The following is a 19,977-nucleotide window of genomic DNA, read 5'->3' as shown; positions in this document are numbered from 1 at the left end:
CTGTTCGTATAGACCATGAGCAAGCTATTGGAGCAGTGTCGGCTGCTCATTATCCGTCAGATGATGGTTCGACTTGTACGGATAACCGGGATCATAAGGGACGACCTGGATATTTACGATGCTGACATGCAAAAAACGGTGCATCAGAAGCTTCTTGACCCGGTCGGCGATCTCGGCGCCCTCCTGGACGGTAATCCGCGGATTGACGCTGATCTTCAGATCGATCGTAATGTAGTGTCCCTGCTCCGATGCTTTCAGGTCATCCACCGTAATGACGCCGTGAACCCGCTGCACCGTATCGATAAAGTTAATCGCGTCCTCCTGCTCGGTCTCCTGTACCAGCTGTCCGTACACGGAGCTGACGATAAGCCGGTACCCTCTGCGCAGCAGCAGCGCCGCGACGATCAGAGCCGAGATGGAATCCATATACTGCAGCATGGACCACTGAATGGCGCTGCCGGTCATCGCCAAAATGACGCCGATCAATACCGTGATGGACGAGTACAGGCTGAAGCGGTGGTTATCGGCATACACCGTGTGCATGCCGTCGCCCTCCTTCTTGGATTGGCGGTACTGGAACTGAAAGAGCGCTTCTTTGACCGCAAGCGAGACGAGTATCGCAATCAGCGTAAACTGCCCGGGCTCCTGCACACGGCCTGAAGCCAGGTCCCGGACCGCCGCGACGGCAATTTGCAATCCGCCCATCAGCACAAGGACCGAGAATAAAATCGCCAGAATCGGCTCTGTTCTTCCGGTCCGCAGATCAGCCTGCTGCGCGCTCCGGAGCTTTGACGACGTCCGCCATGGAATGCGCCGGGCCAGCGCGCCGGCTGCGTCCGATGCAGAATACAGCGCATCTCCCAGCAGTGCCTTGCTCCCTGTAAAATATCCGACCACGCCTTTGAACAAGGCAAGTAACAGTTCACCGGCAATTCCCGTCCAGGCGACGGTACCCGATGGATTTGAACGCTCTATACTCATGAAAGCCTCCCCCCGGCAATCTGAATACCGATTCTGATCTGTTATTTGGAAAAAGATATGACATTCACGACAATACGTTAAATAAAATTCAGATAAGTTCCAGCGGAAAAGCCGCGCCCAATCAGACGCGGCTTTCCTTCATTACATTCGCTTCACAAGGTTACGCCTTGGAAGGTTTGGCTGGCTTGGCACTGGTCTTTTGCTTGCTTTTGAGTACGAGCCACAGCGGACTGGCGATAAAGATCGAAGAATACGCTCCGAACAACAGCCCGATAACCATCGCCAACGAGAACATCTTGATCGATTCCCCGCCAAACAGGAACAGGAAGAAGGCCGCTATAAACACCGTCAGCGCCGTGTACAAGGAGCGCATAAGCATTTGACTCACGCTCTTGTTCATAATCGTTTTCAAATCGTCTTTGGTCTTCTGCTTGCCGAACCGCAGATTTTCGCGGATCCGGTCGAAGATAACGATGGTATCGTTGATGGAGTAACCGATGATGGTCAGTACCGCCACGATAAATGTCAAGCTGACTTCGAGGCGGAAGATCGAGAAGACGGCCACGACCATGAAGGCGTCATGCAGCAGCGCCACGATGGCCGCCAGGGCGAACCGCCATTCAAACCGGATACTTACATAAATGATAATCCCGATACAGGAAATCAGAACCGAGTAAATGGCATTCCGCCCGAGCTCCTTGGCCATTTCCGTATCAACCGTGTTGATCTCGAACGAAGCTGTTTTATCCAGCTCCTGAATCGCCGACTTGAGCTGTTCACTCTGGTCTTCGTTAAGCTCTTTGGTAAAACGGATGTTGACCCGCTTGTCCCCAGGAGCAACCGTTGCGCCGTCGCTGAGGTGGATCTTGTCCAGCAGCGGCTCTACTTCAGCCTTCGTCACGTTCTTCGACAGCTTGACGTCGACATTGGAGCCTGCTTGAAAATCAACGCCGTAGTTTAATCCAAAAGCGGAAAGGGTAATGATTCCCGCAATCGTCAGGACGATGGAGAAGATGAACGCGTACTTGCTCATCTTCATAAAATCGTAATCTTTTTTAAAGTGCACGAATATCACTCTCCTTTACCCCGAACTGCTTCGGCTTCTTCAGCACGCCGGCTTTAACCAAGAGGTTGAGCAGGTAATGGGTGAAGTACACATTCGTGAGAATACTGAGTACGATTTCCACGATCAGCACCAGCGCAAAGCCTTTGACGGCGCCTGTACCGAAGGCAAACATAACCGCTCCGACGATAATGGTCGTAATGTTGGAATCGAGAATCGTACGGAAGGACGACTTGTTCCCTGCTTTGACCGCAGACATGACGCTCTTGCCGTTCCGCATTTCCTCCCTGATCCGTTCATTCGTAATGATGTTGGCGTCAACCGCCATGCCGATACCGAGAATAAACGCCGCGATCCCCGGCAGGGTCAGCGTAAAGTCGGCCCAGACGAAGACGAGAATGAGCAGCCAGGTGTGGGCGATCAGTCCGAAACTGGCGATGACACCCGGCAGGCGGTACATGGCGATCATGAAGATCAGAATCAGGATGGAAGCGATGATGCCCGCTTCAATCGTTTTATGCAAAGACTGCATGCCCAGCGTTGCGCCCACGCTCTGAGAGTACTTCTCCGTCAGCTTCAAAGGCAGCGCCCCGAGGTTGATCGTATCGCGGATCTGATTGGCTTCGTCAATCGTATAATTGCCTGTAATCGATGCTTTGCCGTCCGTCAGCTCCTGCTGTACGGTCGGAGCGGATAAAAGGGTATCATCCAGGAAGATGGCAAGCTCTTTGCCAAGCAAACGTTTGGTCACGTCGGCAAATTTCTTTTTATCTTTGACTTTGATATCGATTTGCGGCTGGTTCAGCTGGTTATAACCCACCTGTGCACCGTTTTCCACGAAATCGCTTCCGATGAGTTCGATTTTACAATAAAGATCTTTCGGATCTACCGTGCCGTCTTTCCCCGCTTCGGGAGTCTTACATCCATCCGCACTGCGGAAGGTCAGCGACGCCGGCTCCTTCATTTTCTTGCGGACTTCGGCTTCGTTCGTCACGCCTGCGATTTTCAGACGGATCCGGTTCGTGCCCTCGGTGGTCACTTCAGGCTCGCTCGTTCCGAGCGCGTTGGCGCGTTTCTCCAAGCTTTCCGCCGTCCGTATGAGGGACTCTCTCGTAATCTTCTGCCCCTGTTCAAGCGGCTGGGCCTCATACAGAATCTCAAAGCCCCCTTTAAGATCGAGACCGAGTCGTACGTTGTCGAGCAGCGCAGGGCTTGTCCCAGCCATGACCGCAATCGATACGAGCACGACGATGATGAAAGTGACAATTCTTTTCATGCCGTTCCTAGTTCCCCTTTCGTTCTCAATATTCCTATTATAGCCATGCGCCAAAAGGCAGTCAATTTATCAATATTTGTCGTTTTCCGATTTTACAGTATCCTTCATCCCTTTTAACATAAGCAGAAAAAAAGATCCCTTTCAATCGAAAGTGGATCCTTTATATGCGGATATGGTCATAAAATTCATAAACGTCATCACTTTCAAAGAGAGTATATCGTTGACCAGCATGTAGAGCGGCGGAATCCCTTCCTTCTCATATTTGACGCTGACGCAGTTCCAAATGTCCTTGCTGGTGACATGCTCATAGCCGACGAGTCTGAATTCCTCCGCCTTGCTGCGGCAGAGCGATTCAATCGCTTCCTCCAGCTGCCTGTCGTTCATTTCCTCAGAGCTCACTCTACGGCCTCCTCTCGATTGCCTCTTTCCACGCACGATCTGTTTTGGATGTCCTATAGTCCATTGTAGCACTGATTCGTACTATATTCGACCCCACTACCCTTCTTTCCTTCTTTTGTCCAAATGTTACTGGAAAGGATGAATGAGTTGGGACAGGTTCAGCATATCCATTAAACAAGGTCTGACATTACCAAAAGTGGCAGCACAGCTTCGACACGGGAAGAGGGAGTGGACAATTGAACAAGCATCCTAAAAATCCAGGCATCAAAAAGCAAACCTTTATCCAAGGCACGATGATTTTGCTTGCCGCCGGCATCGTGAACCGCATTCTCGGGTTTATACCGCGCATCGCCCTGCCCCGGATCATCGGTGCCGAAGGGGTGGGGATTTACCAGCTGGGCTATCCTTTTTTCCTGGTGATTATGACACTGATCACAGGGGGGGTTCCGCTGGCAATCGCCAAGCTGGTGTCGGAAGCGGAAACCGAAGGCAAACCGCAAAATTCAAAGTATGTCCTGCGGGTCAGCCTTGGGTTGACGGTGGGTCTCAGCGTGCTGTTTATGGCTTTATGCCTGTGGCTGGCCCCTTGGATCACGACAACGATTATAACGGATTCCCGCGTGTACTACACCTTTGTCAGCATGACGCCCATGCTCGTTATCGTGGCCATCTCGTCGGTCTACCGCGGCTATTTCCAGGGAAGGCAGAACATGATTCCGTCTGCGACCTCTTCGATTATCGAGACCATTTTCCGGATCGTGTGCACGCTGTGGTTCGCCTACCTGTTGTTGCCAAAAGGCATAGCTTATGCGGCTGCGGGAGCCATGCTTGGCGTGATGGCCGGGGAATTTTTCGGGCTGCTCGCCCTCCTGTGGCAGTACCACCGGGACGAGAACTGGCTGTCGTCCAGACAGGCCCGGAGAGAGAAAGCAAACCAGCACAAAAAAGGCGGCCTTGAAGACAGTTCCGGCAGCCAGGTCAGCCGCGGATTGTTTCCACGTTTGCTTGGCATTACTGTACCGGTCACCGCCGGGCGTTTGGTCGGCTCCTTTTCTTACCTGCTCGAATCGATTATTACAGCCCAGAGCCTTGCGCTCGCCGGTGTCGTCACCGCTGTAGCAACCGCCCAGTATGGCGCGCTGCAAGGCATGGTCATTCCGCTGCTGCTGCTTCCGGGCGTATTGACCTCGTCCCTCGCGGTCTCGCTCGTGCCATCGCTGTCCGAAGCCGCTGCCCGCAAAGACAAGCTTACCATCCACAAACGCTTAAACCAGACGATTCGGCTCGCGCTTGTCACCGGCGCCCCTTTTGCCGTCATTATGTATGTCCTTGCAGAGCCGCTGTGCCTGCTGCTGTACAACAATGCGGACATTTCCAACATGCTGCGCACGATGGCGCCGTTTGCGCTCTTTCTGTACGTTCAGGCACCGCTTCAGGCCACCCTGCAGGCGCTGGACCGTCCAAGCCGCGCGCTGTTCAACACCTTGGTCGGAGCCGTCCTCAAGCTGTTTCTGATCTGGTACCTGTCCTCCCAGCCGGAGTACGGCATTTACGGGGCCGTCATCGCTATAATCATCAACAGCATTGTGGTGACGTTCCTGCATGGGTTCAGCGTCAGCCGGCTGCTCGCCTACCGTTTCCGGATGTTCGATCTGCTGAAGCTGGCCGGAGCCATGATCATCATGACGGGCATTACCCAATACGGCTATCTCCATCTGCCATTGGGAGGGATCGCTTGGATCCGCTTTTTGGCAGCCATGTCCATAGGCATGATCGCTTTCCTGGCCGCCGTGTTTGCTCTAAAGCTGGTGTCCCTTCGAGATCTGTCCCGCATGCCCTACCTTGAAAAATGGTTCAAACCTAAAGGCCCAACAAACCCCAAGACGCCAGCCGCCTGATCTGCTGCATGGAAGTTCCGTCTTATTTGCGGTCGATGAACAGCCGGCCTTTATGGTCGATGGAGCAGAGAAACACGTCTTTAAAATCTTTGATCCCCTGCTGCCGAATCTGATTTTTCAGCCAGAACCGATTTTTGTTCAGCCGCTCCAAATTGTCGTCCTGTACCTTTCCGTCCATAATGAGCGGGATCGGCAGGATGCCATAGGTAAATTTTCCGCTGGGAACCAGAATTTTTTTGCTGCGGTTTCTTGTTGAGATCCGGGACGGATCGGTATATGGGGTTCCATAAGCCGATTTCGGCTTGCCGGCGGTCTCCTCTGAACGTGCAACGGCTGCAGCATTGCTGGAGGGGACTGGAAGCTTGCCGTTACGATTCGGCTTCTCCTGGGAACCAGGCATGTCGGACTTTTCTTTTCTATCACTCCGTTTGGATTTAGGAATAACCGTTAACTGCCCGGAGTTTTCCAGAATCGCAAATTCCACGTCCGCCACGTTTTCGATACTTCGCCCGCGCAGTTGAAGGAGTAAATCGTCCAAATTATACCGATGCTTCCTCATTTCTTCACGGTTGAGCTTGCCTCCCGAAACAAGGATAGCCGGTTTTCCTTCGAACAGAAGACGGATTTTCCGGCTCTTCAAGCTGATGAAAGCAATCGTGATCTGAATCAAGACAAGCGTAGCCATCGGAAAGAGTCCGTCCGAGATCGGACGTGACGTATCCTCCAGTACAAAAACGCCGATTTCGGCGATCATGATCGAGATGACCAGGTCAAAAATGGACAGCTTCCCGATCTCCCGCTTGCCCATAATCCGGAGGGTCAGGTAGATGACAAAGTACATCAGGACGGTTCGGAAAACAGGAATCAGTATATCGGATATCACAGCCACCTGCTCCTTTCTGCGCCATTCATCATGCCAATTAAGGATATTCTGACCTTTCTGGAACACGGACATTCAGAAGCCGAAGCGATAAATTATTGGAAAATTACTTGTACTACTGGGGCAAGCCGTCACATAAATTTACATTAAATTGTGGAACTATGAAGGGGGTTCTCTTATGCATTTGATCCGTCGCCTGTTCTCTTTTCGGATCTCCAATCCCACTTTGTCGGGACTGTATTATTCCTTTTTCTGGATGATGGTCGGGGCGCTTATTCTTTCTTTCCTGTTGTGGTCAAGCGGTATGAAAGAACAAAACCTGTCCCACTACATTTACGTGGTTCATGCTGCCGCCGCGGCATTTGGAGGTCTTGTATCCGGGAAGCGTTCAGGCAGACGGGGTTGGTACCAGGGCGGATTAACCGGCATTTTGTATGGTCTCATGATCATCATGATCGGATTTCTGGCCCTGGACAGCAGCCTTCGGCTCGGAGACCTGCTGTTGATCGCAGCCGTTATCGCTTCGGGAGCCATCGGGGGGATGTTCGGGGTGAATTTAAAAAACAATCGTAACCATTAAACTCCTCGCATGTGCTACACTAAGTGCACTTAAAGCAAGAGGAGGACGTCCCGACGTGTTGTATGACTCCATGAATTATATTTCGGCAGCAACGCTCGTTATGGCGATCGGGCTGATCTGGCTGGGCACCCTGCGTAACCCTCTGCGGGCCGGATGGCTGCTGATCCGGGAGTTTGGTATGAACCGCAAATTTTTGACCTTGTTTGCTTTGATGGCTGCGATCCTTCTGTTCAACAGGTATGAGCTGCAAATCGAAGCAGGCATGCATGTGAAGCAAGACTTCACCCCATGGGTTTTCGGGATAGAGGGGCATTTCGTACAGCACCTGCAGCAGTTTTTTCACAGCCCATACATTACGCCCGTATCGGTATTTTTTTACGTGGTGGTGTTCCAATCCTTACTCATCGCTTTGCTTGGAATCTTAGCGGCCGACGGGAACAAAGCCTTTCTCATGGCTGCCTGCATAGCCGTCATCATCAATTATGCGGTGGCCATCCCGTTTTACCTCTTCTTTCCCGTGAACGAGGTTTGGTCCTTTCCGCCATCCGGCGCGTCGTTCTACATGCTGGAGGTTTTTCCGAAATTCGAACAGGCGTACCGCCCATTGTCCGGAATTAACAACTGCTTTCCAAGCCTGCACACTTCGATTTCCATCACGATGCTGCTGCTCGGGATCCGTTCGGGGAATCGCCGTCTGGCCTTCATGACGCTGGTCAGCGCCGTCATCATCATTTTCAGCATCTTCTATCTCGGCATCCACTGGCTGACGGATTCGGTTGCCGGTACCCTGCTCGGTTTGCTTGCCGCTTCCGCCGGTATCTACTGGGGACGGAGGCTCGCGAATCCAAAGCGGCGAAATGTGAAGCCCATCGTCTTCGATCTCTGATACCAAAAGGCTGCACCCTTGTCCTGTAGACAAGCAGTGCAGCCTTTTGTCATCCGTAAGTATGAACATCTGCGGTAGCAGCAGAGTTCCCTCTGCCGCTATCGTTATGTGATGTGCCTGGTCTTACTGGAAATGTTGCTGTGAACGTATTCCCGTGTATCCGGATCGTTTCTAGGACGATTTCTCGGATTCGCCGGAGCTCGAGCTAATCGCGTGGCTGATGGATCCGCGATCGAAGGTCAGCTTCGTCACGTCGTTCACCCGCAGTACCACGATATCGTCCGTAATTTCCATAATCGTTCCGTGCAGGCCGCCGATCGTGACAACCTTATCCCCTTTCTTCAATGCGCTCAGCATGGAAGTACGGGTCTTCTGTTTCTTCTGCTGCGGACGGATCAACAGGAAGTAGAAAATCGCAAACATCAGGACGAGTGGCAAAATCAAGCCGACAATGCCGCCTCCTCCGGAGCCGCCTGTACCAGCTGCTAATTCAAAGGTTTGAGATTGATTGAACATATGCTTTTCCCCCCTTTCAAATACAATACTGCAGTTGAAGCTTAAAACCCTTTATCATTGTCATAAAGCCCGTATTGTTCAAAAAACTCATCGCGAAAATCAAGCAGCCTGTCCTCCATAATGGCCTGACGCACCTGCTTCATCAGATTGATAAGGAAATGCAGGTTGTGGTAAGTGGTCAAACGGAGTCCGAAGGTCTCATCCGCTTTGATCAAATGCCGCAGATAGGCTCTTGAATAGTTCCGGCAAGTATAGCAGTCACATGCTGGGTCAAGCGGGCCAAAATCTCTGGCGTATTGCGCATTGCGAACGACTAGCCGTCCCTGGCTGGTCATGGTCGTCCCGTTCCGGGCGATCCGTGTCGGCAGGACGCAGTCAAACATGTCCACGCCGCGGATGGAGCCTTCGATCAGTGCATCCGGCGAGCCTACGCCCATCAAATAGCGGGGCTTGTTGTCCGGAAGCAGCGGAACGGTGTAATCCAGCACTTCGTACATCAGCTGCTTGGACTCTCCTACGCTGAGTCCACCAATAGCATACCCCGGGAAATCCATGGAAGTCAAATCACGTGCGCTCTGTTTGCGCAAGTCTTCATACATGCCGCCCTGAACGATGGCAAACAGCCCCTGATCCTGCGGTCTGGCGTGGCTGTTCAGACAGCGTTCAGCCCAGCGGGTCGTGCGTTCCAGGGACTTCTTGACATAGTCGTATTCGGCCGGATAGGGCGGGCACTCGTCAAAAGCCATCATGATGTCCGAGCCAAGCGCGTTCTGGATTTCCATGGCCACTTCCGGCGACAGAAACAGCTTGTCCCCGTTCAAGTGGGACCGGAAATGCACGCCTTCTTCGGTAATTTTGCGCATCTCGCTCAAGCTGAACACCTGAAATCCGCCGCTGTCCGTCAGAATCGGACGGTCCCAGTTCATGAAACGATGCAGTCCTCCGGCTTCGCGGACAATGTCATGTCCCGGCCGCAGGAACAGATGATACGTGTTGCTCAAAATGATCTGCGCGTTCATTTCCTTCAATTCTTCCGGGCTCATCGTCTTGACCGTGGCCAGCGTTCCAACCGGCATAAAGATCGGCGTCTCGATCACGCCATGCGGCGTATGCACACGCCCCAGCCGGGCTCCGGATTGCTTGCACGTTTTAATATGTTCATAAGTAATTGCTGCTGCCATGATTAAATACCATCCTCTTATATGCCGATCAACCGGTCTTAATAGATAAACATCGCATCGCCGAAGCTGAAGAAACGGTACTTTTCCTTCACGGCCTCCGCGTATGCGTTCAAAATATGCTCGCGTCCCGCCAGCGCGCTGACCAGCATGACCAGCGTCGACTTCGGCAGGTGGAAATTGGTGATCAGGGCGTTTACGACTTTGAACGTATACCCCGGATAAATGAAAATATCGGTCCAGCCGCTGCAGGCTTCGAGCAGACCGCCTTCAAAGCGCGTCCCGATCGTCTCCAGCGTACGGCAGGAGGTGGTCCCTACCGCAACGATCCTTCCTCCGCGGGCTTTGGCCGCGTTCAGGATATCCGCCGTCTCCTGGGTCACCGAGTAATACTCCGCATGCATGACATGATCCTCCACGCGTTCAACCGACATCGGCCGGAAAGTGCCCAGACCGACATGAAGCGTAATGAAGGCGACCGTCACGCCTTTGGCACGGATTTGATCCAGCAGCTCTTCGGTGAAATGAAGGCCTGCGGTCGGAGCGGCAGCGGAACCTTCATGCTTGGAATAGACCGTCTGGTAACGCTCCTTGTCGTCCAGCTTCTCCTTGATATAAGGCGGGAGAGGCATTTGGCCCAACCGGTCGAGAATCTCCTGAAAAATCCCCTGGTAGGTAAAGGTCAGCTTCCGCTCACCCATTTCCCCTTCATCCTCTATGACAGCCTGAAGCTCGTCGCCGAACCGGATCACGCTGCCTTTTTTCAGCTTTTTTCCAGGCTTTACGAGCGCTTCCCAGGTGTCCCCCTGCAAATTTTTCAGCAGAAGCACCTCGGCTTTAGCCCCCGTCTCTTCCTTCACGCCGAACAATCTCGCCGGAATGACCCGGGTATCGTTGAGAACCAGTGTGTCCCCGGGCTGAAGCTCGTCTGCAATATCTTTGAAGGTGCGGTGGGCGATCGATCCATCCAGCTTGTTTAACGTTAACAGGCGGGATGCCGTCCGCTCCGGCAAAGGAGTCTGTGCAATTAATTCTTCTGGTAACTCAAAATCATATAAGTCTACATTCATCTGGTCGTCATTCCTTAACAATAGTTACATTCTGATAATAGTGTTTCAAAATGTCCTGATAGCCATACCCGGCATCCGCCATTCCTTTGGCTCCCCACTGGGAGAGTCCGAGGCCATGGCCGTTGCCGCGTCCCACAAACAGAAACGCTTCTCCGGCTTCGATCCGGCGCGCCTTCGAATCCCCATTCATGACGATTGTGCCTTTTCCTGCAATAGAAGTAGTCCCTGATGCGGAAATGACCGACGTGTCGGACGTGCCGGAAACCTTCGCTGTTGTCCCGTTTGCGCTTAATACAGTATAGCTTCCTGTAGGTACAATATCAAACAATGTGCTTGGCAGACCGTTCAAAGCCGAACGGAACATATCCGGATAGTTCACATCTAGAATCTGCCCGTTGGCCTTAATTTGTACCGCCCGTCCGGACGGTCCCCGCTTGGTGACCTCCAGCGTGCTGATCGTGGAAGGCGCAGCCGTTGAGGTCTTGCCTTTCAGCGTTTTGACCAGCTCGGCTGAAGTGTAAGGTCCCCGAACCCAATCGTAGGTCCCCGATTCCTTCACCTGCTCCAGAACGACAGCGGTATCACCGGGGTTCATCTGAGCGGCGGGTTCGACGTTCGATTGAATGAGCGGAAGCGGACGCACGTTGGTGCTCTTGGCCGTCACCGTAACTTTTGCAAGTCCGGCAGCCGTCGCCGTGCCCAGTTCCTTGACATTGTCCTCTCTGACATACCCGGTGATCCCGTTGCTGAGAAGTACATGGTACCAGGTTTTAGCCCCGTTTTGTGCGGCCACGTCTTCCTTGCTGTCCACGGTGCCGAACGCATCTCCCCCACTGTTCCATACCTCAGTCGGGTCGGCCGATGCGCCTCCGGCATTAGAAGAGAACACGGCCTCGACTACTTTGCCGTTCTGCATCAGCACTTCGCCCTGCGTGGCATCTACGGCATTGATGACGCTTGGCGCTTCGGATGCAACTCCATTGTAAGCTTGGCTGAGCGTCGTATCCACGACGTCCGCCACCTTGAATTTATTGCTGCTTCCGATCTGGAAAGCCGCGTAGCTGCGCGCAGCCACGGCTTGGGCTTTGAGCGATTCCTCCGGCCAGGACGCCGGCACTTCGCCGCCGACGACGGCATAGAGGTATTGTTCAAAAGGCAGCACGTTCACGAGCGCCAGCTGGCCGTTCACCATGCTAATCTCCATGCCGCCCCGGTATGTACGCCCCGATCTTTCCGCTACTTTAATTTGGTCACCGCTGCTGGTGATCCAGCCTTTGGCATCGGTCCCGCTGACCACGATATGTTTCACCGCGGCTGAGCTTCCCGGACTGCTCCCGGCATCGCTGCGGAGGATTAGTACCGGCTGCGATGCATCCACTTCCGACAGCGTGACCGCTGGAAGCTTCGCGCTTACCGCGCTCCGCACCGCCGCCAGGCCGGATGCGTCTGCCGCCTCGCCGACCCATACGGCATAACTGCCGCCGTCTCCGCCCGGCTGAACCGCCACAAACGCATCGGCGCCGGATGCCTGGATTTGCTGGGCTGCAGCCGCCGCTTCAGCCTCCGATGCGTAGGTCCCTGCCGACAAGTGATTGCCGCCGGTCACGATCGGAATCTGTCCGTTCAGCTGTCCCGCGGCCGTCTTGGCTGTCCGTGCCGCTGCATCGTTGGCTGCCTGCTGACTTGCGTACATGCCGGTATACACCTGATACACCGTTCCGGCACCTGTCGATGCGGCATAGATGACCGGCTTGTCGGCCGTCGCATTCAATTTTTTATAGGCGTCCGCCGCCGTTTTGGCATCGGAAGTGGCGAGTACCTTCACGCGGAATCCATCCACGCTGAATTTAGCCGTTTCGTTAGCCCCAAAGGACACAAGAGCCGGAGCCCCCGAAGAAGCCGCCGATACTCCCGCAGACCATGACTGTCCCGATGACAGTGTGACGACAGGCGTCGTTGATTTATAGGTACTGCCCAAGTCGAGAAACAAGCCTACGCGGATTTGATCCGGGCTCGTTCCCGCGGCATCTGCGGTCACAGCCGGCAGCTGCAGGACTCCCGTCGCCAGCACGGCAGCCAAAATCCCTTTGCTTCCCCACTGGACCGCTTTCGTTCTCCACCAATTTCCCACTCGTCATTCTCCTCCCGCTTCTGTCTGAAAATGTGTTTGAACCATTTCACGTTCGGCAGCCAGGCAACAATGACCCATTACTGATCCGTCGGCATAGGCAGACCTAAATGCTGATAGCCCGCAGCCGTCACCATTCTCCCCCGCGGCGTCCGCTGGAGAAATCCGATCTGCAGCAAGTAAGGCTCATATACGTCTTCGATCGTCTGGCTCTCTTCGCCAATGGTGGCCGCGATCGTATCGAGGCCGACCGGACCACCCCGGAAGCTCGTAATCATGGCATGGAGCATTTTATAATCGATCTGATCCAGTCCTTTCGGATCGACCTGCAGCATCTTCAGCGACTCCTCCGCGATGGCCGGCGTAATCATGCCGTCACCCCGGACCTGGGCAAAATCCCGGACCCGGCGCAGCAGCCGGTTCGCGATCCGCGGCGTCCCCCTGGACCGCAGGGCAATCTCGTCGGCCGCATCCCCGATAATTTCGATGCCGAGAATGTCGGCACCCCTGGAGACGATGTAGCTGAGCTCGTCCACCGTATAAAACTCGAGGCGGCTGACGACGCCAAAGCGGTCCCGCAGCGGTGCGGACAGCAGCCCGGCCCGTGTCGTCGCTCCGATCAGGGTGAACGGAGGCAGGTCCAGGCGCACTGACCGTGCACTCGGCCCTTTACCGATCATGATGTCCAGCGCAAAATCCTCCATCGCCGGGTAAAGCACTTCCTCCACCGTCCGGTGCAGCCGGTGGATTTCGTCGATGAACAGCACGTCTCCTTCCTGGAGATTCGTCAGCAGCGCCGCCAGGTCTCCCGGCCGTTCAATGGCCGGCCCCGACGTCGTCCGCAGGTTCACGCCCAGCTCGTTGGCAATGATATTAGCCAGTGTCGTCTTGCCGAGGCCCGGAGGCCCGTACAGCAGCACGTGATCCAGCGCTTCATTGCGCATTTTGGCCGCTTCGATATAAATTTTCAGGTTTTCCTTCACCTGGTTCTGTCCGATATATTCCGCAAGATAACGAGGACGCAGGCTAAGTTCCACCGCCTGGTCCTCCATCATCAGATTTGCCGATATGATACGGTCATCCATTGCTATCGCTCCTCTTGTAACGCCCGCTTACCATAACTATCCCGCATAGAGCTGCTTGAGCGCCCGTTTCATTAAAATGTCCACCGAATCTCCAAACGCCGTGTCATCCTTGATCTTGTGCCATACCCGGTCCAGCTCGACGTCGGTATAACCGAGCGCCTTAAGGCCCTCGCGCGCTTCGGACCAAGCCGATCCGTCGCCTTCCACAGGTTCAGGAACCGCAAACAGCCCTGTTGCCATGGCCGCCGTGCCAAAGCCGTCAAGCTTGTCCTTCAGGTCCAGTATCATGCGCTGCGCGGTCTTCTTGCCGATCCCCGGCAGCTTGGTCAGGAACGTGATGTTCTCCTGATATATGGCCGTCACCACATGATCCGGTGTGCCCCCTCCGAGAATGCCCAAAGCTACCTTGGGGCCGATCCCCGACACATCGATCAGCTTGCGGAACAGCTGCTGCTCCTCGCGCGTCGGAAAGCCGAACAGCAGGATGGCGTCTTCCCTGACATGGTGATGGGTATATACTGTGACCGGACCATCCGTCTTGGCAAAAACAAAAGGGTTCGGGCAAAATACCCGGTAGCCTACTCCCTGCACGTCAAGCACAATGTACTCATTCTCCAGATGGACCACGGGTCCTCTCAAAAAGTCGATCATTTTCTCAATACCTCATTTATTCTGGAATTTAACGTGTACGAATGGGCGTGGCAGATCGCCACGGCCAGCGCGTCGGCCACATCGTCCGGCTTGGGCACCGCCTGCAGCTTCAGGAACATCCGAACCATTTCCTGCACCTGCTTCTTCTCCGCTTTGCCGTATCCGACGATAGCCTGCTTCACCTGCATCGGGGTGTACTCGGCAATCGGCAGCCCGCGCTGCGTCGCCGCCAGAATCAGGACGCCGCGCGCCTGACTGACGGACATGGCCGTCGTGACGTTTCGATTAAAAAACAATTTCTCGAAAGCTACGGCTTCCGGCTGATACTTATCAATAAGCTGAAGCATCGCCTCATAGACGTGCAGCAGCCGTTCTTCATCAGGTGTATGGGCTTCCGTCTGAATACATCCATATTGAACCGGAGTGACCTTACTGCCGTTTTTATCGATAAATCCGAATCCGACGATCGCAATCCCCGGGTCAATTCCTAAAATTCGCAAGTCATTTCTCTCCCTTGGCATAAAGCGAACATATGTATTCGTTCTCTTCATTATAATGTAAAACTTCATACCAAGTCTATGATTCTACCAAAAGAGGTATGCCTGCATCCGGGACCAGTTTAAACAGGCTCCGCCCCGGAAGAGTTGAAGGTCCGGACGAGCTCGTTGATAAAAGCAAGCATCGCCGTGTTCAGATACGTCTGCTTCCGGTATACGATGCCCACCTTTTTCTGGGGGACAGGATCAATGATCGGTACAGTGCAGATCGAAGGATCGGAGCCTTGCAAAAGGTAAGATCTCGGGAGTATGGTCGCGCCGACCCCGAGCCGGACCATCTGCAGCATGGAGTCCATCGTCGACAGTTCAAATGCCGGCTGAAGCTGCACCCCGGCTTGAGCGCTGTAGCTGTCCACCATTTGACGTACCAGAAACTTTTCCGGAAAAAGGATCAGCGGCACCTCTGTCAGTTGGTCCAGTTTCACGGTTTCTGCGGCCGCAAGCGGATGCTGATCCGCCACAGCCAGGCACAATTCTTCGGTATAGAGCTCTTTGCTGACCAGCTGCTCATCCTCCAGCGGGAGAAAAACCACACCCAGATCCAGCTTGTTGGCCAGCAGACCGGCCCTCGTTTCCTCCGTCGCCAGCTCCACGACCGAAATCGAGATGCCCGGCTGCTTCTGGTGAAAAGAAATCAGCGTCCTCGTCAGCAGATGGTTGCCTGAGCACCCGATCGTCAATCTCCCCCGCTGCATCCCTTTCAGTTCATTGATTTCGGACTGCGCCTGCTCCAGCTCATGAAAAATGTTCAACGCATGCTCTTTCAGCGTTTGCCCCGCTTCCGTCAAATAATTCCGTTTTCCGATCCTTTGAAAAAGGGGCATTCCCACCCGCTCCTCGAGCAGGCGGATTTGCTGGCTGAGCGTCGGTTGGCTGATGCCTAATTGAACGGCGGCTTTCGTAAAATGAAGCTCTTCGCATACGGCAAGAAAGTATTCCAGCAGGCGGAAATCCATAAGCCTCCCCCTTTACCCAAACCATAGTTGATAACTATCATTTTAATTGATAACATTGAATTGACCAATCATTTTTTATTCCCTATAGTGAGAATAATAAATTTTTATAGATGAGGTGAGCGTTTCAATGACACAAGAGATCAGCATTCAGTTAACTACCGAGCCGCGAACACGTCCGGACAGCGAGCATCTTGACTTCGGCAAGTATTTTACGGATCACATGTTTATGATGGATTATACGCTGGAGAAGGGATGGCATGATCCGCGGATCGTTCCTTACGCCCCGCTGCAGATGGATCCGGCTTCGATGGTATTCCATTACGGGCAGGCGGTGTTTGAAGGTTTGAAGGCATACCACACTTCTACAGGCGAGCTCCTTTTGTTCCGGCCGGACAAAAACATGAAGCGGCTAAACCGCTCCAACGAACGTTTGGGCATTCCTGAAGTGTCGGGCGACTTTGTCATTGAAGCGATCCGAACCCTCATTAACATCGATCGGACTTGGGTTCCCACGGCTCCAGGAACATCGCTGTATATCCGGCCTTTTATCATTGCTACTGAAGCTTGCCTCGGCGTCAGAGAATCCCACACCTACCAGCTGATCGTCATTCTGTCGCCTGTAGGCGCTTACTATTCGGGTGGGCTTGCCCCGGTTAAAATTAATGTGGAGAGCTCCTACACCCGTGCCGTGCAGGGCGGAATCGGGCATGCGAAGGCAGCTGGCAACTACGCCGCAAGCATCAAGGCCCAAAGCAACGCTAAGAAAGGCGGCTACTCCCAGGTGCTGTGGCTCGATGCGCTGGAAAAGAAGTACATTGAAGAGGTTGGCAGCATGAATATCTTTTTCAAAATCGGCGGTAAAGTAATCACCCCGGCTATTAACGGCAGCATACTGGAAGGCGTGACCCGGGCCTCGGTTCTGGAACTGCTGGGCAGCTGGAACCTCCCGGTGGAAGAGCGGAAAATATCGATTGAAGAGATTTTTGAGGCTAATGCCAAGGGCGAATTGGAGGAAGTGTTCGGCACGGGTACTGCAGCTGTCATTTCCCCTGTCGGTGAATTATATTGGAATGACCGGCAGGTCCTTATTAACGACGGCCAAATCGGCCCATATTCGCAAAAGCTGTATGACACCTTAACCGGTATCCAAACCGGGCGGCTTCCAGATCCATTGAAATGGACGATGCCTGTTTAATTCCCGATTTGATAATTGCAAAAAAGCTTTCCCTTTCGCTTATCGCGGATAGGAAAGCTTTTTTCATTTCGTTCTATTCCTTTTATCGAACATCCGGGTATCTACCCTTTCCGGGCGTAATCGCTGAATGTGGACAGCACACTGTTGTATTCGTCAATGTCCTGCACCCGAATGCCGTCATAAAGCTGCTGTACGGCTCCATCCGGCAGGGAGGATTCCATCGAGTTGATATCCAATTGGAAAAAGGTTTTAATGACCTTTTCGTGTGTCGGCGGTCCCTCGAACAAGGTCAGATTCCCATCTTTGTCGAGGCTGATGTAAGCCTGTTCCTTACAGGTCGGTGAAAGATCCGAAATGGTTTCTTCAAACAGGATCTGTCCCTTACCGGTAAACTCGCCTTTCCAGGTTGGATGCTCATTCATCAGGGTGTAGATGTCATCGCTGCTCAGTTGTCCGAGCACCTGTTCCTCCTCACCGCATATATAAACTTGGCGAACGGTTACTTCGTTTGTACCCTTCGTTTGATTCAACGCCTTCCAGAATTCCGAATTATCCACGGTGTCATCGGAACCTTCCGTCTGCTCATAATGCTGGAGCGTTTCAATGGCAACTGGCGGTTCCGTGCTGAGCAGGCTCTGTACCTGATCCGGAAGATATGACCCGAGCCAGACCAGGGCAAGCATTAACGAAGAGATCCCCAGCGTCAACGCTCTGCGTCTCCAACGTCTCCATTGCTTTTGTATTTTCTTTTTGATTCGCGCTGCATTCACGGTAATCCCCTTCTATTCTCTATCTTTTCCTTTATTGTGACCGGGGAAATACCAAATTATACAGCAAAAAACCACCGAAATTCATTCGGTGGTTGATCTGATCGGGACGACACGATTCGAACATGCGACCCCCTGGTCCCAAACCAGGTGCTCTACCAAGCTGAGCTACGTCCCGTTATTCATATGAAAACGTTAAAATGCCGGTGAAGGGACTCGAACCCCCACGGTTTCCCTCACGATTTTGAGTCGCGCGCGTCTGCCAATTCCGCCACACCGGCTCGTTAGATTATAAGTACGCGCCCTAAGAGATTCGAACTCCTGACCTTTTGATTCGTAGTCAAACGCTCTATCCAGCTGAGCTAAGGGCGCAGGTAAAGACAAAAAAATGGAGCGGACGACGGGAATCGAACCCGCGACCCTCGCCTTGGCAAGGCGATGCTCTACCGCTGAGCCACGTCCGCAAAACCAAAAATAAAACTGGTGAGCCATGAAGGACTCGAACCTTCGACACCCTGATTAAAAGTCAGGTGCTCTACCAACTGAGCTAATGGCTCTCAATTCAACAGGATTCTCATCCCTGAAGCAAGTTAAAATGGCGGAACCGACGGGATACTCTCTCTTCGTTCGAGACTGCGATGCAGCGCTAACGAAGGGAATGCTTCGACGAACCCGTTACTCGGATTCTCATCCCTGAAGTAATTTAAAATGGCGGAACCGACGGGATTCGAACCCGCGATCTCCTGCGTGACAGGCAGGCATGTTAGGCCTCTACACCACGGTTCCACGGCCTTATGGATCTCCATCTTAAGGAGATAATTGCGGGGGCAGGATTTGAACCTGCGACCTTCGGGTTATGAGCCCGACGAGCTACCGGACTGCTCCACCCCGCGTCATTAAAAATATTCTGTTATGGATCCCCTTAAAAGTATTCGAAATAAACTACAAAGCTTTCTGTTCACTTCTTGGGGATAATGGTGGAGGCTGAGGGGATCGAACCCCCGACCCTCTGCTTGTAAGGCAGATGCTCTCCCAGCTGAGCTAAGCCTCCATATTGATTTGTAACTTATAGGGGATTCTCATCCCTGATGATATTAACGAAAGTGGTGACCCGTATGGGATTCGAACCCATGTTACCTCCGTGAAAGGGAGGTGTCTTAACCCCTTGACCAACGGGCCATACTATTAAAATCCAAGCTGGCGGAGAGAGAGGGATTCGAACCCTCGAGACGCTTTTGGCGCCTACACGATTTCCAATCGTGCTCCTTCGGCCAACTCGGACACCTCTCCACAAGTGGCTCCCCGAACAGGACTCGAACCTGTGACAACTCGATTAACAGTCGAGTGCTCTACCAACTGAGCTATCAGGGAATATGTATCGCTTGGCAACGTCCTACTCTCCCAGGACCCTTCGGTCCAAGTACCATCGGCGCTGGAGGGCTTAACGGTCGTGTTCGGGATGGGTACGCGTGGAACCCCTCCGCTATCGCCACCAAACGGAGCATTGGTTATTAACCAAATGCATAATTCAGGTTTCAGCATCGCCAAATGCTGAAAGTCATGCATGTTTTTCTCACCCGCTTGGAGTGAAACCAGCACTTTTGACTCCCTGAAAACTAGATACGAAACGAATCTGTGTTTTAAGAATTACTGGGTCCCCGCCAAAGTACTCGGAATCAGCTTCAACGCTGTTCTTCACTTTGGTGGGTATTCTTTTGGATAAGCCCTCGACCGATTAGTATTGGTCAGCTCCATGCATTGCTGCACTTCCACCTCCAACCTATCTACCTCGTCGTCTACAAGGGGTCTTACATACTGGGAAATCTCATCTTGAGGGGGGCTTCACGCTTAGATGCTTTCAGCGCTTATCCCGTCCGTACGTAGCTACCCAGCCATGCTCCTGGCGGAACA

Annotated in this window: 18 protein-coding genes, 11 tRNA genes and 2 rRNA genes; 4 read left to right on the top strand and 27 right to left on the bottom strand. The window is 53.3% G+C overall.

The features are described 5' to 3' along the window. Positions 1–24: 24 nt before the first annotated feature. The 4 genes from FHS19_RS08575 to FHS19_RS08560 form a co-directional block, all read right to left on the bottom strand. The gene (locus FHS19_RS08575) at positions 25–981 is read right to left on the bottom strand and encodes a cation diffusion facilitator family transporter (protein WP_183581520.1); all 957 of its coding nucleotides are present in this window, start codon (positions 979–981) and stop codon (positions 25–27) included. A gap of 160 nt (positions 982–1,141) precedes the next feature. Next, a complete protein-coding gene (gene secF, locus FHS19_RS08570; protein WP_183581519.1) occupies positions 1,142–2,047 on the bottom strand; it encodes a protein translocase subunit SecF in 906 nt (301 codons plus the stop codon). Continuing rightward, positions 2,037–3,320, bottom strand: a complete 1,284-nt coding sequence (gene secD, locus FHS19_RS08565; protein WP_183581518.1) for a protein translocase subunit SecD — start codon at positions 3,318–3,320, stop codon at positions 2,037–2,039. Before secD ends, secF begins: the two co-directional genes overlap by 11 nt. Positions 3,321–3,461: 141 nt before the next feature. Continuing rightward, positions 3,462–3,704, bottom strand: coding sequence for a post-transcriptional regulator (locus tag FHS19_RS08560; RefSeq protein ID WP_076177013.1), 243 nt, complete (start codon positions 3,702–3,704; stop codon positions 3,462–3,464). Between the two features lie 278 nt (positions 3,705–3,982). Here FHS19_RS08560 and spoVB point away from each other — a divergent pair, with 278 nt between their 5' ends. Beyond that, on the top strand, positions 3,983–5,617 hold the full coding sequence (gene spoVB, locus FHS19_RS08555) for a stage V sporulation protein B (RefSeq protein WP_183582853.1): 1,635 nt from the start codon (positions 3,983–3,985) through the stop codon (positions 5,615–5,617). A 22-nt stretch (positions 5,618–5,639) separates the two neighbouring features. On the opposite strand, the gene FHS19_RS08550 is transcribed toward spoVB, so the two are convergent. Then, positions 5,640–6,458 carry a DUF421 domain-containing protein gene (locus FHS19_RS08550; RefSeq protein ID WP_183582852.1) on the bottom strand — a complete coding sequence of 273 codons (819 nt, stop codon included), beginning with the start codon at positions 6,456–6,458 and terminating at the stop codon, positions 5,640–5,642. Positions 6,459–6,675: 217 nt separating this feature from the next. On the opposite strand from FHS19_RS08550, the gene FHS19_RS08545 reads away from it, so the two are divergent. Together FHS19_RS08545 and FHS19_RS08540 are read left to right on the top strand one after the other, a co-directional pair. After that, positions 6,676–7,077, top strand: coding sequence for a TIGR04086 family membrane protein (locus FHS19_RS08545; protein WP_183581517.1), 402 nt, complete (start codon positions 6,676–6,678; stop codon positions 7,075–7,077). A gap of 55 nt (positions 7,078–7,132) precedes the next feature. Next, positions 7,133–7,963 carry a phosphatase PAP2 family protein gene (locus FHS19_RS08540; protein ID WP_183581516.1) on the top strand — a complete coding sequence of 277 codons (831 nt, stop codon included), beginning with the start codon at positions 7,133–7,135 and terminating at the stop codon, positions 7,961–7,963. 171 nt (positions 7,964–8,134) lie between these two features. On the opposite strand, the gene yajC is transcribed toward FHS19_RS08540, so the two are convergent. The 8 genes from yajC to FHS19_RS08500 all read right to left on the bottom strand — a co-directional run bounded on the left by yajC (position 8,135) and on the right by FHS19_RS08500 (position 16,104). Continuing rightward, entirely contained in the window at positions 8,135–8,479 is a 345-nt protein-coding gene (gene yajC, locus FHS19_RS08535) for a preprotein translocase subunit YajC (RefSeq protein ID WP_183581515.1), read from the bottom strand. A gap of 41 nt (positions 8,480–8,520) precedes the next feature. Continuing rightward, on the bottom strand, positions 8,521–9,660 hold the full coding sequence (gene tgt, locus FHS19_RS08530) for a tRNA guanosine(34) transglycosylase Tgt (RefSeq protein ID WP_183581514.1): 1,140 nt from the start codon (positions 9,658–9,660) through the stop codon (positions 8,521–8,523). A gap of 38 nt (positions 9,661–9,698) precedes the next feature. Continuing rightward, a complete protein-coding gene (gene queA / locus FHS19_RS08525; protein ID WP_183581513.1) occupies positions 9,699–10,727 on the bottom strand; it encodes a tRNA preQ1(34) S-adenosylmethionine ribosyltransferase-isomerase QueA in 1,029 nt (342 codons plus the stop codon). Between the two features lie 7 nt (positions 10,728–10,734). Beyond that, the gene (locus FHS19_RS08520; RefSeq protein WP_183581512.1) at positions 10,735–12,858 is read right to left on the bottom strand and encodes a SpoIID/LytB domain-containing protein; all 2,124 of its coding nucleotides are present in this window, start codon (positions 12,856–12,858) and stop codon (positions 10,735–10,737) included. Between the two features lie 77 nt (positions 12,859–12,935). Further along, positions 12,936–13,940, bottom strand: coding sequence for a Holliday junction branch migration DNA helicase RuvB (ruvB, locus tag FHS19_RS08515; protein ID WP_076176979.1), 1,005 nt, complete (start codon positions 13,938–13,940; stop codon positions 12,936–12,938). A gap of 36 nt (positions 13,941–13,976) precedes the next feature. Further along, a complete protein-coding gene (gene ruvA / locus FHS19_RS08510) occupies positions 13,977–14,591 on the bottom strand; it encodes a Holliday junction branch migration protein RuvA (protein ID WP_116229345.1) in 615 nt (204 codons plus the stop codon). Continuing rightward, the gene (ruvC, locus tag FHS19_RS08505; RefSeq protein WP_076176977.1) at positions 14,588–15,091 is read right to left on the bottom strand and encodes a crossover junction endodeoxyribonuclease RuvC; all 504 of its coding nucleotides are present in this window, start codon (positions 15,089–15,091) and stop codon (positions 14,588–14,590) included. The genes ruvA and ruvC overlap by 4 nt, the downstream gene beginning before the upstream one ends. 119 nt (positions 15,092–15,210) lie before the next feature. Continuing rightward, positions 15,211–16,104, bottom strand: coding sequence for a LysR family transcriptional regulator (locus tag FHS19_RS08500; protein ID WP_183581511.1), 894 nt, complete (start codon positions 16,102–16,104; stop codon positions 15,211–15,213). 127 nt (positions 16,105–16,231) lie between these two features. Here FHS19_RS08500 and FHS19_RS08495 point away from each other — a divergent pair, with 127 nt between their 5' ends. Beyond that, positions 16,232–17,299: a branched-chain amino acid aminotransferase gene (locus FHS19_RS08495; RefSeq protein WP_183581510.1), complete on the top strand. Its 1,068-nt coding sequence runs from the start codon at positions 16,232–16,234 to the stop codon at positions 17,297–17,299. A 101-nt stretch (positions 17,300–17,400) separates the two neighbouring features. On the opposite strand, the gene FHS19_RS08490 is transcribed toward FHS19_RS08495, so the two are convergent. The 14 genes from FHS19_RS08490 to FHS19_RS08425 form a co-directional block, all read right to left on the bottom strand. Beyond that, complete coding sequence (locus tag FHS19_RS08490) at positions 17,401–18,069, bottom strand: BofC C-terminal domain-containing protein (RefSeq protein ID WP_312887170.1); 669 nt, start codon at positions 18,067–18,069, stop codon at positions 17,401–17,403. A gap of 101 nt (positions 18,070–18,170) precedes the next feature. Further along, positions 18,171–18,244 (bottom strand) — tRNA-Pro (locus tag FHS19_RS08485). 23 nt (positions 18,245–18,267) lie between these two features. Then, positions 18,268–18,347, bottom strand: a tRNA-Leu gene (locus FHS19_RS08480). A gap of 17 nt (positions 18,348–18,364) precedes the next feature. Then, positions 18,365–18,438 (bottom strand) — tRNA-Arg (locus FHS19_RS08475). 17 nt (positions 18,439–18,455) lie between these two features. After that, positions 18,456–18,530, bottom strand: a tRNA-Gly gene (locus tag FHS19_RS08470). Between the two features lie 17 nt (positions 18,531–18,547). Further along, positions 18,548–18,623 (bottom strand) — tRNA-Lys (locus FHS19_RS08465). A gap of 152 nt (positions 18,624–18,775) precedes the next feature. Beyond that, positions 18,776–18,852, bottom strand: a tRNA-Asp gene (locus FHS19_RS08460). Positions 18,853–18,885: 33 nt separating this feature from the next. Next, a tRNA-Met gene (locus tag FHS19_RS08455) sits at positions 18,886–18,959 on the bottom strand. Between the two features lie 82 nt (positions 18,960–19,041). Next, a tRNA-Val gene (locus tag FHS19_RS08450) sits at positions 19,042–19,117 on the bottom strand. A gap of 53 nt (positions 19,118–19,170) precedes the next feature. Further along, positions 19,171–19,245 (bottom strand) — tRNA-Glu (locus tag FHS19_RS08445). A 19-nt stretch (positions 19,246–19,264) separates the two neighbouring features. Continuing rightward, positions 19,265–19,356, bottom strand: a tRNA-Ser gene (locus FHS19_RS08440). Between the two features lie 5 nt (positions 19,357–19,361). Then, positions 19,362–19,437, bottom strand: a tRNA-Asn gene (locus FHS19_RS08435). A gap of 9 nt (positions 19,438–19,446) precedes the next feature. Further along, positions 19,447–19,563 (bottom strand): 5S ribosomal RNA (gene rrf, locus FHS19_RS08430). Positions 19,564–19,781: 218 nt separating this feature from the next. Then, a 23S ribosomal RNA gene (locus FHS19_RS08425) occupies positions 19,782–19,977 on the bottom strand; the annotation flags it as partial.

The organism is Paenibacillus rhizosphaerae (assembly GCF_014192015.1).
In the GTDB taxonomy this organism is placed as follows: Bacteria; Bacillota; Bacilli; order Paenibacillales; family Paenibacillaceae; genus Paenibacillus_AQ; species Paenibacillus_AQ rhizosphaerae.
Note: the sequence above shows the minus strand (reverse complement) of the source record. Positions and strands in the feature narration are given on the sequence as shown.

Excerpts from the sequence above, each read along its gene's own strand:
- FHS19_RS08575 (WP_183581520.1), bottom strand. The coding sequence starts at position 981 with ATGAGTATAGAGCGTTCAAATCCATCGGGTACCGTCGCCTGGACGGGA.
- secD (WP_183581518.1), bottom strand. The coding sequence starts at position 3,320 with ATGAAAAGAATTGTCACTTTCATCATCGTCGTGCTCGTATCGATTGCG.
- FHS19_RS08560 (WP_076177013.1), bottom strand. The coding sequence starts at position 3,704 with ATGAACGACAGGCAGCTGGAGGAAGCGATTGAATCGCTCTGCCGCAGC.
- FHS19_RS08550 (WP_183582852.1), bottom strand. The coding sequence starts at position 6,458 with ATGTACTTTGTCATCTACCTGACCCTCCGGATTATGGGCAAGCGGGAG.
- FHS19_RS08545 (WP_183581517.1), top strand. The coding sequence starts at position 6,676 with ATGCATTTGATCCGTCGCCTGTTCTCTTTTCGGATCTCCAATCCCACT.
- yajC (WP_183581515.1), bottom strand. The coding sequence starts at position 8,479 with ATGTTCAATCAATCTCAAACCTTTGAATTAGCAGCTGGTACAGGCGGC.
- tgt (WP_183581514.1), bottom strand. The coding sequence starts at position 9,660 with ATGGCAGCAGCAATTACTTATGAACATATTAAAACGTGCAAGCAATCC.
- queA (WP_183581513.1), bottom strand. The coding sequence starts at position 10,727 with ATGAATGTAGACTTATATGATTTTGAGTTACCAGAAGAATTAATTGCA.
- ruvB (WP_076176979.1), bottom strand. The coding sequence starts at position 13,940 with ATGGATGACCGTATCATATCGGCAAATCTGATGATGGAGGACCAGGCG.
- ruvA (WP_116229345.1), bottom strand. The coding sequence starts at position 14,591 with ATGATCGACTTTTTGAGAGGACCCGTGGTCCATCTGGAGAATGAGTAC.
- FHS19_RS08500 (WP_183581511.1), bottom strand. The coding sequence starts at position 16,104 with ATGGATTTCCGCCTGCTGGAATACTTTCTTGCCGTATGCGAAGAGCTT.
- FHS19_RS08495 (WP_183581510.1), top strand. The coding sequence starts at position 16,232 with ATGACACAAGAGATCAGCATTCAGTTAACTACCGAGCCGCGAACACGT.